Below are 14410 nucleotides of genomic sequence, written 5' to 3'. Positions count from 1 at the left end.
GCCCGTGTCCGGCTATCCACGCGCGATCGTCCCGATCGGCCACGTCGAACCCTGTGCCCGGCGGATCCGCGCCGTGCTGAACGGCGAGTGGGTGCTCGACACGAGCGGAGCCCGGTACGTCTGGGAGTCGCAGCACTATCCGCACTACTACGTCCCGTTCCGGGACGTACGCCAGGACCTGCTGGTCGACGAGCACGACGTCGAGCAGTACCGCGAGGGTGCGGCCCGGCAGTACGGCCTCCGGGTGGGCGACACCTACCGTCCGGGCACCGTACGGGTGCACACCGAGAGGTCGGTCGAGGGGCTGGCCGAGATGGTGCGGTTCGAGTGGGACGCCCTGGACACCTGGTTCGAGGAGGACGAGGAGGTCTTCGTGCACCCGCGCGACCCGTACACCCGGGTGGACGCGCTGCGCTCGACCCGGCGGATCCGGGTCGAGATCGACGGCGAGGTACTGGCCGAGACGGGCTCGCCGGTACTGGTCTTCGAGACGGGCCTGCCGACCCGCTACTACCTGAACCGCGCCGAGGTGGACCTCGGCCGGCTGATGCCCACCGGGACCCAGACCGCCTGCCCGTACAAGGGCCGGACCAGCAACTACTGGTCGGTCCGGATCGGTGACACCACGCACCACGACGTGGCCTGGGCGTACGACTTCCCCAGCCACCTGATGCAGCCGATCGCCGGGATGGTGGCGTTCTTCAACGAGAAGACCGACCTCTTCGTCGACGGTGCGCGGCTGCCCCGGCCGAAGACCGGCTGGTCGGAGTCGGCGTAGGGATCACGGCGGCCCTGCTCGGCTCCGGCCGGTCCGGCGGTGGGGCCGGACCGGCCGGAGACCGGGTGGTGGTGGATGGTCGACGGTGAGGTGGCCGGGAACGGGCACGGGCCGGACCCGTTCCCGGCCGACCCCTAGAAGCCGCGCCTGCTGTTGGGGTCGGAGGCGACGGCGAGTACCTGCTGTAGGCCCCGGTACGCGGCCTTGGGCTGGAGGTTCTCGTCCAGCGGGGTGGCCGAACCCTGGCCGTCGAAGAAGCCGGGCACCCAGGAGTACTTGTCGGTGAAGCCCCACACGGTGAACATCACGCAGCGCGGGGTGAGCAGGCAGGCCGAGAGCAGGGTGTTGAAGCTACCCACCTGCCCGGCCTCCTTGTAGGTGTCGACCGGCAGGAAGAACCGCACGTCGACCTCGGTGAACGCGGTCTCCATGCCGAGCTTGTCGAACCGGGCCAGGTTCTGCGGGGCGTCGATCGGCAGCGGGTACTGGAGGTCGAGGTGGCCCTGGAAGCCCATGCCGTGCAGCGGTACCCGCTGCTTGCGGAGTTGCTTGGCCAGCTCGTAGTAGGCGGTGCTCTTCGGGTTGACGTTGTCGATCGCGTAGTCGTTGAGGAAGAGCTTGGCCCGCGGGTCGGCCGCGTGTGCCCAGCGCAGCGCGTCGGCGATGTAGTCCGGGCCGAGGTGCTGGCGGAAGATGGTGTCCCGGAGTACCGGGGCGTTGCCGTCGGTGAACGCCTCGTTGACCACGTCCCAGGCCCGGACCTTGCCCCGGAAGTGCTTCACCACGGTGGTGACGTGCTCGCGCACGATGTCGCGCAGTTCGGCGGAGTCGATCGACCCGTCGGCGACGCCGCTGGTCAGCCAGGCCGGGAGCTGGTTGTGCCAGAGCAGCGTGTGGCCGTGCACCTGCTGCCCGTTGCGCCGGGCGAACTCGACCAGCTCGTCGGCCGGACCCCAGTTGTACACCCCCCGGGTCGGCTCCAGCTCCGACCACTTCATGACGTTCTCGGCGGTGACGGCGGAGAACTCGCGGGCCGCCCGCTCCCGGTACGGGGCGTCGGTCGCCAGGGCGTTCATGTCGATCGCGGTACCGATGCCCAGGCCGTGCTTCCTGGCCAGCGTCCGCAGCGGCAGGTCCGTGGACGTCCCACCGGGTACGTGTGCGGCGGAGCCGCCCTTGGCCGGCGTGGCACCGAGTGGCGCCTGGGTCGGGGCCGCGGTGGCGGTCGACGGCCCGACCGTGTAGAGGGCACCGGCCGCGAGTACGCCGACCAGGGCAATCCGAAGTTTTCTCATCGAAGCAGGGCCTCCAGGGTGGGGTTCGACGTCAGCCGCCAGCCGGAACCGGCGCGGATCGGCGTGCGGGGGACGGATGCACGTCGATCCCTACCGGAACGCGGGGCGGGCTCGGACTTGCTGCCGAGCGCACTGTCAGAGATCCGACACCCTGGAGAGGTGGATCGATCTTCCCGAAAGTCGCCAGAGATGCTAGCCGGTAAGCGGCAGCTCAGCGGCACTGCTGAGCGGCTCTGCTGCTTGGCGGCTCTGCTCAGCCGGTCTCCGCCATCGCCGCCGCGAACTGCTCCGGGCTGAGTTCCGCCTGGAACAGCCGTCGCAGGTTGTCGACGAGCGCGGTGGCGGTCGCCGGCTCCAGCGCCTGGTCCCAGGCCAGCCCGTACGACGGGGCCCGGGTGACCAGTTCGTGCACCGAGGTGGCGAACGCGGCGTGCTCCGTACCGCGCAGCCGGTCGGCCGCGTCGGCAACCGGCGGCACCTCGCCGTCGGCGACCAGGGCGTCCAGGTAGTCGTCCGAGGCGACGGCCCGGACGAACTCCACCGCCGCCGCCGAGTGCCGGCCGCCGGCGACCACCGAGAAGTAGTTGGTCGGTACCCCGACCAGGTCGGCCGGATCCCCGACCCCGCCGGAGACCGTCGGGAACGGCACGAAACCCAGGTCGCCGCCGGCCACGAAGTCCGGGTTCCGGGCGAGCTGGGTCGGATATTCCCAGGTACCCATCAGTTGCATCGCGGCCCGACCGCTGGCCAGCAGCCCGGACGCGGTACCGTCGTCGTAGCTTGTCGAGGCGAAGTCGGCACCGAAGGCGCCCCGCTCGGCGAGTGCCCGCGCCTCCCGAAGCGCCTGCGCGACCGCCGGCTTCGACCACGCGCCGGGGCGGCCGGCGACGATGTCGGCGGTGGTGGACGGGCCGCCGATCCGCTCGGCCAGGTACATCACCCACATCAGCTCGGTCCAGCCCTGGGCGCCGCCCAGCGAGATCGGCGTGACCTTCCGGGCCTTGAACGTCTCCACCAGGGAGAGCAGCTCGGCATAGCTGCCCGGCGGCCGTACGCCGGCCTCGGCGAAGACGCCCTTGTGGTAGAAGAGCACCACCGGCTGGGTACCGCCCATCGGGATGCCGTACTGCCGGCCGTCCACCACGCCCCCGGCCAGCGCGCTGGGCAGGAACCGGCCGCCGACCCCGGGCTCGTCCCGCAGCGGGGTCAGGTCGACGAGCCGTCCCTCACTGGCCAGCCTGGTCAGCTTCGCGCCACCCCAACTGGCGAAGACGTCCGGACCGTCCGGCGAGCCGACCTCCCGCAGCTTCTCCTTGTATTCCTCGTTGCCGAAGGTGGTGAGGTCCACGTCGACCCCGGCGCTCCGGTTGTAGCGGTTCACCAGTTTCCGCAGCGCGGGCTCGGTGCCCGGCTGCGTGATCGCCCAGACCCGGATCGTCCCCCGAGCCCCCTCGTCGGCCGGTGGCGCCGGCGGCACTCCCCGGGTCAGCTCCGCGCCGGTCAGGGTCACCGCCAGCACCAGTACCGCCACCGCCAGGCTGGCCAGCCCGGCCCGCTGTCGCCGCTTCCGCCGGTAACGTCGGCGGATCGTGCCGATCGCCCCCGGATCGGCCGCCGGCAGGGCGTCCTGTGCCTGGGTCAGGGTGGCGGCCAGCTCCTGGGCGAGCCGGTCGTCCACCGGACCTTCCTCGTCAACCACGTCCGCTCCGAATCGTCGACCGGGTGGGCGCCAGGTGCGCCCGCAGCACGCGCTTGGCTCTCGCGTACCGGCTGGAGACCGTGCCCGGAGGCTCGTCGCAGATGGCGGCGATCTCGCTGAACGTGTACCGGTACAGCACGTGCAGCACCACGACCGTCCGTTCCGCCTTGCCGAGCTGCTGCAACGCCTGCCACAGCGCGCCGTTGTCCACCGCGGTCGCGGCCGGATCGTCGGACCGGTGGTCGACGTCGTCCGTCAGTACCTCCCGGCGTCGGCGCCGCCACCGGCTCACGTTGCGGGTCACGATCACCTGCCGGGCGTACGCCTCGGGGTTCTGCCCGGCCTTCGGCCACCGCTGCCAGACCTCGACCACCGCGATCTGGGCCAGGTCGTCCGCCTCCGCCGCGCTGCCGCTGATCAGGTACGCGAACCGCCGCAAAGCGTCCAGCCGGGCCCGAGCGAACTCCTCGGCGTCGCTGAACGCACCGTGGGCCATCCGGTTCCTCCTCCGGGCTCCTAACGCCGGCCGCCGTCGATTCGCTGCACCTCGAACCTATCGGTCGAGGTGTTCCAGATCACCCGTCGAAGCGGCGCTCTGCCGCTCGGCCAGTTCCACGGCGTTGCGGAACAGCATCGCCACGGTGGTCGGGCCGACGCCGCCGACCCGGGGCGTGATCGCGCCGGCCACCGACCCGCACGACTCGTCAAGGTCGGGCAGCAGCCGGCGCCCCTGGTAGCGGACTCCGCCGCCGATCGCGACCGCGCCGGGCCGCAGGTGCTCCGGCCGCACGATCCCGGGTACGCCCACCGCGGCGACCACGACGTCGGCCCGCCGAGTGTGCCGCTCCCAGCCGGGTACTCCACTGTGCAGCACGGTCACCGCCGCGTCGGCGGTCGGTCGCTTCTGGCTGAGCAGCAGCGACAGCGGGCGGCCCAGCGTCGTACCGCGACCGAGGACCACCACGTCGCGGCCGGCGACCGGGATCTCGTGGAAGGCGAGCAGCGCCTCGATCCCGGCCGGGGTGCACGGGACCGGGCCGGGCAGCCCGGCGGCGAGCCGGCCCAGGCTCTCCGGGTGCAGCCCGTCGACGTCCTTGGCCGGGTCGATCGCGAGCACCGCCGCCGGATAGTCGAGGTGGGCCGGAGTCGGGTGCTGCACCAGGACGGCGTGCAGCTGCGGGTCCTCGTTGAACTCGCGGATCGCCCGGAACAGCTCGGCCTGGCCGGCGGTGCCGGGCAGGTGGATGTGCGGCGAGGCGAAGCCGAGGTCGGCGGCGCGCTGCTGCTTCATCCGGATGTAACCGGCGCTGGCGGAGTCGTCGCCGACCAGGATCGTCGCCAGGCTCGGCACCACACCGGCGCGGCGCAGTGTCGCGACCCGGGCGGTGACGTCGGCGAGGACCGCCTCGGCGACGGGACCGCCGGGCAGCAGCCGGGCGGTGTGCACTTCGGAGTCGGTACGGGTCTCGGACACGGCCACGGGGCTTCCTCTCGACGTGGAAAGCCCCGGCACCCAGGCGTACGGCGACGGAGTCGAGCCCGGCGATTCGCTTCCCGGTGGTGCTCCACCCGACGCCAGTCACGACCGCCGAGCCGAGCCTACCGCCGGGCTGCGCCACCGTCGGCGGTGTCACCCCGCCGGCACCGCCCTGAGCTGGGCAGACGTCGGGCCGACCCGGGTCGGTACGGCTCGACTCGCGGCTGTCGTACCGGGGCCGTACCGTTTCCTCAGGTGCTCTTTCGACAAGGACGGTGAGGGCCGATGTCCCGAGAAGGCGATGTCAACCAGCCCACGCGTGAGTTCCCCGGCTATGCCAAGGGGCAGGCCACGCCGCCCAGCCCGGCCGATCCCTGGTCCGACGACACAGCGGACGGCACCCGCCCGCTCGACGCCGACGAGGCCCGACCGGACCGGTCCGATCTGGAGCCGACCGGCGGCAGCCGGTGGGGTCGCGGGGTGTTCGTCCTGGTCGGCATCATCGGCGTGGTCGCCGTACTGGTGCTCGGCGTGCAGGTCAGCGGGATCCTGCCGGACTGGCGCAACCCGTTCGCCAAGGAGGAGACCGACCGTAGCCAGCCGCCGTTGCTGAAGTCGATCCAGGACCTCAGCCGGTACGTCGCGGCCGAGGGCAACTTCGAGGTCGTCGTCGACCTGGAGAACAACCGGAAATACGTGCCGGACTTCCTGCTCGGCGAGCGCACCCTCTTCGTCGGGGCCGGCACCGTCGACGCGTACGTCGACTTCGGACAGCTCCGCGACGACGCGGTGGTGGTCTCCGCGGACCGGAAGTCGGTGGAGATCAAGCTGCCGGCCCCGCAGCTCGGCCAGGTCAACCTCGACCTGGAGCGGAGCTACGTCTTCGCGGAGAAGCGCGGCATCCTCAACCAGCTCGGTGAGGTCTTCGGCGGTGACCCGAACCGGCAGCGCGAGGTCTATCTCCGGGCCGAGCAGCGGATCGCCGACGCGGCCCGGAGCAGCGGCCTCGGCGACCGCGCCCAGGAGAACACCCGGAAGATGCTGGACCAGATGCTCCGGTCCCTCGGCTACGAACAGGTCACCATCACCTACGTCCAGCCGTGACCGTCGCGGCCTGACCGCGTGGGCGGCACCGTCGACCGGCGGTGCCGCCGCCGGGCCGCTCGGGTCAGTGTGCGGCTACGTAGTGGCGGTCCTCGTTCGGCATGATGATCCAGAGCGCCAGGTAGATGACCACCTGCGTGCCGGGCAGCAGCAGCGAGAGGAGGAAGAGCAGCCGCACCATTCCGGCGGACATGCCGAAGCGGCGGGCCAGGCCGGCGCAGACGCCGGCGATCATGCGGTTGTCCCGGGGGCGTACCAGCTTGCGACTCATCGTCGGCTACTCCTCACTCGGCGGTGGAGGTCCGTTCCCTCGCCGGACTCCACGGCTACTGGTTTCCACGGTAGGAAGGCCAGGGCCCGGCGCCCTCGGCCCGAAGGCGGATCCGGACCGGCCGTACCCGTAGGTGTGTACCCCGGCGGGTCGGCGCGAATGCCCGTCGCCCGCGGCGGGAGGTAGGCTCGCGGATCGGCAGATCAGGGGCGATGCTGGAGACAAACCAGCAGGTCACCGGGCCGGCCAGCCGGCAACGACGCCGGCGCGGAAGGGATAGTGATGATAAGCGCGTTCGACCTGTTCACGGTCGGGATCGGGCCGTCCAGCTCGCACACCGTCGGTCCGATGCGGGCCGCCCGGACCTTCGCTGCCGGGCTCAAGGCCGACGGGCTGCTCGCGGAGACCTCCCGGGTACGCGCCGAACTCTTCGGCTCGCTCGGTGCCACCGGGCACGGGCACGGCAGCGGGCCGGCCGTACTGCTGGGGCTGCTCGGGGAGGCGCCGGAGACGGTCGACCCGGATCGGGTCGCCGAGACCGTGGCCGGGATCCGGGCCAGCGGCCGGTTGGGCGTACTCGGTGTGCACGACGTCGACTTCGACGCCGACCGGGACCTGGTACTGCACCGCCGCCGGTCGTTGCCGTTCCATCCGAACGGGATGACCTTCACCGCGTACGGCCCGGCGGGTGAACCGGTGCGGGCCCGGACCTACTACTCCGTCGGCGGCGGGTTCGTGGTGGACGAGACCGCGACCGGCGCGGACCGGATCAAGCCGGACAGCACCCGGGTCCGGTACCCGTTCAGCACCGGGGCCGAGCTGCTGGCCCTGACCGCCGAGACCGGGCTGCCGATCAGCGGGATCATGCTCGCCAACGAGCGGTCGTGGCGGAGCGAGTCGGAGATCCGCGCCGATCTGCTGGAGATCTGGCGGGTGATGCGGGAGTGCGTCGACCGGGGCAGCCGGCGGGACGGGACGCTGCCGGGCGGGCTGCGGGTCCGGCGCCGCGCCGCCGAGCTGCGGCGGAGCCTGGCGGCGGATCCCGGTTCGGCCGACCCGCTGCGGGTGATGGACTGGGTGACGCTCTTCGCGCTCGCCGTCAACGAGGAGAACGCGGCCGGTGGTCGGGTGGTGACCGCCCCGACCAACGGCGCGGCCGGGATCATCCCGGCGGTGCTGCACTACTACACCCGGTTCGTGCCGGGGGCGTCCGAGGACGGTGTACTGCGCTTCCTGCTCGCCGCCGCCGCGATCGGCGTGCTGTTCAAGGAGAACGCCTCGATCTCCGGCGCCGAGGTCGGCTGCCAGGGTGAGGTCGGGTCCGCCTGCTCGATGGCCGCCGCCGGGCTGGCCGAGGCGCTGGGCGGTACGCCGGAACAGGTGGAGAACGCCGCCGAGATCGGCATGGAGCACAACCTGGGGCTGACCTGCGATCCGGTCGGTGGCCTGGTGCAGATTCCCTGCATCGAGCGGAACGCGGTGGCCAGCATCAAGGCGATCACGGCGGCCCGGCTGGCGCTGCGTGGCGACGGGGAGCACGCGGTCTCGCTGGACAAGGTGATCAAGACGATGCGGGAGACCGGCGCCGACATGAAGGTCAAGTACAAGGAGACCGCCCGGGGCGGGCTCGCGGTCAACGTCATCGAGTGCTGAACCACGTGGGCTGACCGCTTTCCCGGGCGGATTGGCCGCCCGGGCCGGCCAGCCCCTCCGGTGTACGCCGGGCGTCGCCGTGATGGCGCGCGGGCGACGTTCGGGTAGCGTTGGCGCGTTACCGGGGCGGGAGTTGGCAGCCCGGTCGATCCTTATTTGGGGCGATTTTCCCGACTGCTACCCTCATGTCGGGCCCGAGCGGTCGGACCAGAACGAGCCCGGGAGGCGGCTGTGACGTCTGGCGTGGTGGCGGTGTGGTCGCACCGCAACACGCTGCGGCTGCTCGTCCGGCGGGACCTGGCGGTGAAATACCAGCAGTCGGTGCTGGGCTACCTCTGGTCGCTGATCGAGCCGCTCGGCATGGGCGTCATCTATTTCTTCGTCTTCGGAGTGCTCTACCGGTCGGCCACCGACCGGCACCTCGGTAACGCCGCCGAGTCGTACCCGCTCTTTCTGATCACCGGCATCTTCGCCTGGATGTGGACGAGTTCGGCGATCAGCGAGGCGACCGCCGCGCTCACCGGGCAGGCCCGGTTGATCACCACGATGAACCTGCCCCGCGAGGTCTTCCCGATCGGCCGGGTCGCCGGCCGGTTCGCCGAGTACGTCGCCGGGCTGCCGATCCTGGTCGGCGTCGCGATCGTCTACGCCTCACTGGACAAGATCGAGTTCGGGGTGTCGCTGCTGGCGCTGCCGCTGGCGATCCTGATCCAGGCGACCCTGCTGGTCGGGATCGCCCTGCTGCTCTCCTCGCTGAACGTGCTGATGCGGGACATCGAGCGGCTGATGCGGCTGGTCACCCGGGTGCTCTTCTACGCCACCCCGATCATCTATCCGCTGACCCTGGTCCGGGACTCCTCGCTGCCGGACTGGGTCAAGATCGTGTACGAACTCAACCCGCTGGTCGGGATCTTCCAGCTCCACCACGCCGTCTGGTACCCGGACGAGTTCCCCGACGCCCGGCTGCTCGGGGTGTCGGTCGGCGGCAGCCTGCTCGTCCTGGTCGCCGGCTGGTGGGTGTTCCGCCGGCTCGAACCCGCCGTCCTGAAGGAGCTGTAGTGGCCCGGGCGATGGTGGAGGCGGACGACCTGGGCATCCGGTTCGTCCGGAATCGGCGGCGCAACCTGCGGCTGCGGGAGATGTTCATCCACCGGGGCAGCCGGCAGCCCGCCGCCGGGGTCTTCTGGCCGCTGCGCAACGTCTCGTTCTCGGTCGCCCCCGGTGACACCGTCGGGATCATCGGCCGCAACGGCACCGGCAAGAGCACCCTGCTCCGGCTGATCGCCGGGGTACTGATCCCGGACGAGGGACGGATCCGGGTCGGCGGCGCGGTCGCACCGCTGCTGGAACTCTCCGCCGGCTTCTCCAACGACCTGACCGGGCGGGAGAACGTCCACCTGGTCGGCTCGCTGCACGGGCTCAGCCCGAGCTTCCTGCGCCGGCACTTCGACGAGATCATCGAGTTCTCCGGCGAGCAGATCGCGAAGGCCATCGACACCCCGGTCCGGCACTACTCGTCCGGGATGAAGGTACGGCTCGGCTTCTCGGTGATCGCCCAGCTCCAGCACCCGGTACTGCTGATGGACGAGGTGACGGCGGTCGGCGACGCCGACTTCCGGAAGAAGTGCTACGACACCATCGACCGGCTGATCGCCGAGGGTCGTACCGTGATGCTGGTCTCGCACAACGAAAACGATCTCACCCGGTTCTGTAGCCGGGGACTCTACTTCGACGGAGGACGATTGCGGGTGGACGGCACCATACGCGAGGCTCTTGACGCATACCACGACGTGGTCAGGCCGTGATGCTGGCGATCCTGCTCACCCCCACCCGGCCGGGCGCGCCGCTGACCCGTCCCGACGGCATGCCGCTCGCCGCCCAACTCCGCGAGCAGTTGCGCGCGGCCGGCGCCCGGGACGTCGTGCTCACCGACGATCCGGCCGAGGTCGCCGTGCTGGCCGGTACCGCCCGGGAGCCGGTGTTGCTCTGCTCCGGTGACCTGGTCGCGCACACCGCCGTACTCCGGCATCTGGCCACCAGTCCGATGCCCGGCACCGTGGCCCTGGTGCTGACCGAGCCGGGCGCCGGCCCGGTCGGCGTGGTCGAGGACCGCAACCAGGTGGTCGCCGCCGGCCCCGCCGGGGAGGCCGGCGCCGTCGGCACGCTCACCACCGCGCCGACCGGCGCCTCCGGCGGAGCGGTACGCGTCGGCGTGGCCGACCTGCCCGCCCTGGTCGCCGCCGCCCGGGCCGTCGCCGACCTGCCCGACGGCATCGCCGCCGCCGCCCGGGCCGTCGCCGACCTGCCCGACGGCATCGCCGCCGCCCAGGCCGTCGCCGACGTGCCCGCCGGCACCGTCCCCGCCGAGCCGATTCCGCTGCTGGACCGGCTGCTCGCCGCGCTGACCCGCCCCGAGCCGACTGCTGGCTCCGGCACCCCGACGACCGCCCCCGGGATCACGATCTTCGCCCACCGGGTACGCCTGCTCGTCGCCCGCCGGGTCGCCGACCCGTCCGCGCTGGCCGACGCCGAGGCGGCGGTGGCGGCGGTCGACTCCGACCGGGCCGAGCTGCGGCTCTCGGTCAAGGAGAAGGACGACTTCTTCACCACGTACTTCGTCAGCACCTGGTCGCCATGGGTGACCAAGATCTGTGCCAAGCTCCGGCTCACCCCGACCGGGGTCACCGCGATCTCGGTCGCCTTCGCGCTGGCGGCGGCGGTGCTCTTCGCCGTCGGTGGCCGGCCCGCCCTGGTCGGCGGGGCGATCCTGCTCTACCTCGGCTTCGTGCTGGACTGCGTCGACGGCCAGTTGGCCCGCTACACCCGGCACTTCAGCCCGTGGGGCGGCTGGCTGGACACCATCGCCGACCGGGCCAAGGAATACCTGGTCTACGCCGGCCTCGGCATCGGGGTCGAACGGGCCGGCGGCCCCGGCTGGGCGCTGGCGATCGCCGCGATCACCCTCCAGACCGTCCGGCACATGACCGACACCTGGTACGGCGCCCTGCACGACGAGGCGGCCAAGCGCCCCCGCCCGGCCGGGCAGGCCGGCTCCGGCGGGCTCGGCGACCGGCTCAGTCAGGCGTCGAACCGGGTACAGGCCGACACCGGCTCGCTGACGTACTGGGCGAAGCGGACCGTGGTCTTCCCGATCGGCGAGCGGTGGGCGCTGATCGCGCTGACCGTGGCGATCTTCAGTCCGCTGGTCAGCCTGGTCGCCGTACTGGTCTGGGGCGGGCTGGCGGCGGCGTACACGCTGGCGCTGCGTACCCTGCGGGCCCGGTCGATGCGGGTCGCGGTGCTGACCGGCGTCGACACCACGCTGCACCGCGACGACGGGCCGGCGGTCCGCTGGCTCACCGCGCTCGGCCGGGGTGCCGGGCTGCCCGGGCCGCTCCCGCTCGCCCTGGTCGGGGTGGCGGCCGGGCTGGGTCTGCTCGGTGCCGGCCTGGCCGGGCTGGGCACCGGGCCGGCACGCTGGCTGGTGCCGCTCGCGGTGCTGGTCGCCCTGGTCGCCGGGCTGCCGGCGGCGGCACCGCACGGCGGCGCGCTGGACTGGTTGGTCCCGGCCGCGCTGCGGGCCGCCGAATACCTGCTGGTGATCGGGGCCGGGCTGCTGGTCGACGCAAACGGTGCGCTGATCTTCGCACTGCTCCTCGTACTCGCGCTGCGGCACTACGACCTCACCGCCCGGCTGGAGAAGCGGGAGCGCGCCCCGCTGATGCACGCGCTCGGCCTGGGCTGGGACGGCCGGCTGATCCTGCTCGCCGTCGCCGTACTCGTCGGCCCGGTGGCCGGCCGGGTGGCGCTGCTGGTACTCACCGGCTATCTATCGGCGATTTTCGTAGTGAACGCGCTCCGTGGCTGGGTACCCAGGGACATTCCCGCGCCACGACAGCCGGCCGACGCCGTCATCGGGTCCGGTGGCCACTCCGCCGCCCCCGACGCGTTCGCGACCGCCGGGGCGGGGGAGGGGCACGCCGCCACCCCGGGACGACCGGACCGGAACGGGACGCCGGAGCGGCGGGAGCGGGACGGATGACGCCGCTGGTGAGGTGACCGGGCACCCCGGGCGGCGGGAAAGGGACGGATGACGCTGCCAGCGGGGGTACGGCGCCGATGGCGCTGATCAGTTTCGTCGTACCGGTCTACCGGGTGCAGGGCTACCTGCGGGAGTGCCTCGACTCGATCCTGGGCCAGCCGGTGGCCGACGTCGAGGTGGTGGTGGTCGACGACTGCTCGCCGGACAGTTGCGGCGAGATCATCGCCGAGTACGCCGACCGGGACGACCGGGTCCGGGTGGTGACCCTGGACCGGAACGTCGGGCTGGGCGAGGCCCGCAACATCGGCCTCGACCTGGCCACCGGCGAGTACGTCTGGTTCCTGGACAGCGACGACTGGCTGGTCGGCGGCTGCCTGCCAGCGGTGGCGGAACGGCTGCGCCGGGTCGGGCCGGAGGTGCTGCTCGTCGACCATGTGCGGGCGTACTGGGACCACCGGAGGCGCGGCAGCGGCCTGGCCCGGACGGTGCCGGACTCCGGCGCCGGGGTGTTCGCCGTCCGGGACCGGCCGGAGGTGCTCGGCGTACTGCACACCGCCTGGAACAAGGTGGTACGCCGCCGCTTCCTGGTCGACTCCGACCTGCGCTTCGGCCCTGGCTGGTACGAGGACGTGTCGTTCAGCTATCCGGTGCTGCTCGCCGCCGGCCGGATCAGCGTGCTGGACGTGGTCTGCGTGAACTACCGGCAGCGGCGGTCCGGTGCCATCACCCGAACCCGGGACGACCGGCACTTCGAGGTGTTCCCGCACTGGCACCGGGTCTTCGAGCTGATGGCCCGCTGGGGGCCGGAGTACGACGACCTCCGGCCGCTGATCTTCGAGCGGATGGTCTGGCACTACCTGGTCGTACTCGGCAACGGGCGGCGGCTCTCCCCGGAACTGCGCCGCGGCTTCTTCGACCGGGTGGTGGCGGACTACCGGCGCTGGGCGCCGCCGGGCGGTTACCGGGTGCCGGGCGGGATCGACGGGCTGAAACACCGGCTGGTGGCCGGCGGCCACTGGCGGACGTACGCCCTGTTGCGGGCGCTGCACCACTCCCGGCGGGGCGGCGTCGGCCGACTCGCCCGGCGGCAACCCCGGCCACCCGCCAGCGCCCCCGCACCACTCCCTGCACCACCCTCCGAGCCGCACGGACTGTCCCGGCTGCCGGCGGCGCTGGCCGGGGCCGCCCGGCTGACCCGGGAGGGGCTGCTCCGGGCGTATTACCACGCCCAGTTGCGCCGTCCGCTCGATCCGGGGCTGGCGCTCTACGCCGCGTACTGGTTCCGCGGCTACGCCTGCAACCCGGCAGCGGTGTACGAGAAGGCCCGCGAGCTGGCCCCGTGGATCCGGGGCGTCTGGGTGGTACGCCGGGACCAGGTGTCCAGCCTGCCGCCCGGGTTGCCGTACGTGGTGGCCGGCACCCGGGCGTACTTCCGGGCGCTGGCCCAGGCGAGCTGGCTGGTCAACAACGTGAACTTCCCGGACTACGTGGTCAAGCGGCCCGGCTCGGTACACGTGCAGACCCACCACGGCACTCCGGTCAAGGTGATGGGGCTGGACCAGCAGGGCTATCCGCACGGTGCGGCCGGACTGGACTTCCCCGGTCTGCTGCGCCGGATCGACCGCTGGGACTACAGCCTCAGCGCCAACACCTTCTCCACCCAGATGTGGGAGCGGGCCTATCCGGCGGAGTACCGGACGCTGGAGGTCGGCTATCCGCGCAACGACCGGCTGGTGAACGCCGGGCCCGCCGAGGTCGAGGCCGTCCGGCGCCGGCTCGGCATCGACCCCGGCGAGCGGGTGGTGCTGTACGCGCCGACCCACCGGGAGCACCGGCCCGGATACTCACCGCCGTTCGACCCCGGGGCGCTGGTCGAGGCGTGCGGTCCGGCGGGCCGGCTGCTGGTCCGGGGCCACTATCTCGACCCGGATGCCTGCCCCGCCCCGGACACTCCGGCCGCAGTCGGCGCCCACACCGGAACCGTGACCGGCAGTCCCACGATGGCGGCTGACCCGCGGACGCCCGGACCGCCTGCGGCTGACCCGCGGACGCCCGGACCGCCTGCGGCTGACCCGCGGACGCCCGGACCGC

At 72.3% G+C, this 14410-nt stretch carries 11 protein-coding genes, 1 pseudogene and 1 riboswitch; of the genes and pseudogenes, 7 read left to right on the top strand and 5 right to left on the bottom strand.

Annotated features, from left to right (window positions below; genetic code table 11):
• The first annotated feature begins 4 nt into the window (after nt 1-4).
• The gene (locus tag Pma05_RS33575; protein ID WP_203861542.1) at nt 5-778 is read left to right on the top strand and encodes a DUF427 domain-containing protein; all 774 of its coding nucleotides are present in this window, start codon (nt 5-7) and stop codon (nt 776-778) included.
• Nucleotides 779-912: 134 nt separating this feature from the next.
• On the opposite strand, the gene Pma05_RS33570 is transcribed toward Pma05_RS33575, so the two are convergent.
• The 4 genes from Pma05_RS33570 to Pma05_RS33555 form a co-directional block, all read right to left on the bottom strand.
• A complete protein-coding gene (locus Pma05_RS33570; RefSeq protein ID WP_203861541.1) occupies nt 913-2073 on the bottom strand; it encodes an endo-1,4-beta-xylanase in 1161 nt (386 codons plus the stop codon).
• A 253-nt stretch (nt 2074-2326) separates the two neighbouring features.
• Nucleotides 2327-3772, bottom strand: a complete 1446-nt coding sequence (locus tag Pma05_RS33565; protein WP_203861540.1) for an extracellular solute-binding protein — start codon at nt 3770-3772, stop codon at nt 2327-2329.
• Nucleotides 3765-4268, bottom strand: coding sequence for an RNA polymerase sigma factor (locus tag Pma05_RS33560; protein ID WP_203861539.1), 504 nt, complete (start codon nt 4266-4268; stop codon nt 3765-3767). Before Pma05_RS33560 ends, Pma05_RS33565 begins: the two co-directional genes overlap by 8 nt.
• A 57-nt stretch (nt 4269-4325) precedes the next feature.
• Entirely contained in the window at nt 4326-5252 is a 927-nt protein-coding gene (locus Pma05_RS33555) for a bifunctional 5,10-methylenetetrahydrofolate dehydrogenase/5,10-methenyltetrahydrofolate cyclohydrolase (protein ID WP_372441603.1), read from the bottom strand.
• Between the two features lie 24 nt (nt 5253-5276).
• Nucleotides 5277-5365: riboswitch (ZMP/ZTP riboswitch) on the bottom strand.
• A 169-nt stretch (nt 5366-5534) separates the two neighbouring features.
• On the opposite strand from Pma05_RS33555, the gene Pma05_RS33550 reads away from it, so the two are divergent.
• Nucleotides 5535-6353, top strand: a complete 819-nt coding sequence (locus Pma05_RS33550; RefSeq protein ID WP_203861538.1) for a DUF4230 domain-containing protein — start codon at nt 5535-5537, stop codon at nt 6351-6353.
• Between the two features lie 64 nt (nt 6354-6417).
• Here the strand turns inward: Pma05_RS33550 and Pma05_RS33545 are convergent, their stop codons facing one another.
• Nucleotides 6418-6624: a PspC domain-containing protein gene (locus Pma05_RS33545; RefSeq protein WP_203861537.1), complete on the bottom strand. Its 207-nt coding sequence runs from the start codon at nt 6622-6624 to the stop codon at nt 6418-6420.
• A 282-nt stretch (nt 6625-6906) separates the two neighbouring features.
• On the opposite strand from Pma05_RS33545, the gene Pma05_RS33540 reads away from it, so the two are divergent.
• The 5 genes and pseudogenes from Pma05_RS33540 to Pma05_RS33520 all read left to right on the top strand — a co-directional run.
• Nucleotides 6907-8277, top strand: coding sequence for an L-serine ammonia-lyase (locus tag Pma05_RS33540; RefSeq protein ID WP_203861536.1), 1371 nt, complete (start codon nt 6907-6909; stop codon nt 8275-8277).
• 231 nt (nt 8278-8508) lie between these two features.
• Entirely contained in the window at nt 8509-9336 is an 828-nt protein-coding gene (locus Pma05_RS33535; RefSeq protein ID WP_203861535.1) for an ABC transporter permease, read from the top strand.
• 11 nt (nt 9337-9347) lie between these two features.
• Nucleotides 9348-10082 (top strand): ABC transporter ATP-binding protein, encoded by a 735-nt coding sequence (locus Pma05_RS33530; RefSeq protein WP_372441605.1) that lies wholly within the window; start codon nt 9348-9350, stop codon nt 10080-10082.
• Nucleotides 10082-12214, top strand: a pseudogene (locus Pma05_RS33525) (DUF5941 domain-containing protein); the annotation flags it as partial. The gene Pma05_RS33530 and the pseudogene Pma05_RS33525, both read left to right, overlap by 1 nt.
• 182 nt (nt 12215-12396) lie before the next feature.
• Nucleotides 12397-14410, top strand: a 2014-nt coding sequence (locus Pma05_RS33520; protein ID WP_203861533.1) for a bifunctional glycosyltransferase/CDP-glycerol:glycerophosphate glycerophosphotransferase, incomplete at its 3' end; no start/stop codon positions are given.

This window comes from Plantactinospora mayteni (assembly GCF_016862935.1).
In the GTDB taxonomy this organism is placed as follows: Bacteria; Actinomycetota; Actinomycetes; order Mycobacteriales; family Micromonosporaceae; genus Plantactinospora; species Plantactinospora mayteni.
Note: the sequence above shows the minus strand (reverse complement) of the source record. Positions and strands in the feature narration are given on the sequence as shown.

What these genes read in the sequence shown, in the direction of transcription:
- Pma05_RS33560 (WP_203861539.1), bottom strand. Translation starts at nt 4,268, where the DNA reads ATGGCCCACGGTGCGTTCAGCGACGCCGAGGAGTTCGCTCGGGCCCGG.
- Pma05_RS33570 (WP_203861541.1), bottom strand. Translation starts at nt 2,073, where the DNA reads ATGAGAAAACTTCGGATTGCCCTGGTCGGCGTACTCGCGGCCGGTGCC.
- Pma05_RS33550 (WP_203861538.1), top strand. Translation starts at nt 5,535, where the DNA reads ATGTCCCGAGAAGGCGATGTCAACCAGCCCACGCGTGAGTTCCCCGGC.
- Pma05_RS33530 (WP_372441605.1), top strand. Translation starts at nt 9,348, where the DNA reads ATGGTGGAGGCGGACGACCTGGGCATCCGGTTCGTCCGGAATCGGCGG.
- Pma05_RS33540 (WP_203861536.1), top strand. Translation starts at nt 6,907, where the DNA reads ATGATAAGCGCGTTCGACCTGTTCACGGTCGGGATCGGGCCGTCCAGC.
- Pma05_RS33545 (WP_203861537.1), bottom strand. Translation starts at nt 6,624, where the DNA reads ATGAGTCGCAAGCTGGTACGCCCCCGGGACAACCGCATGATCGCCGGC.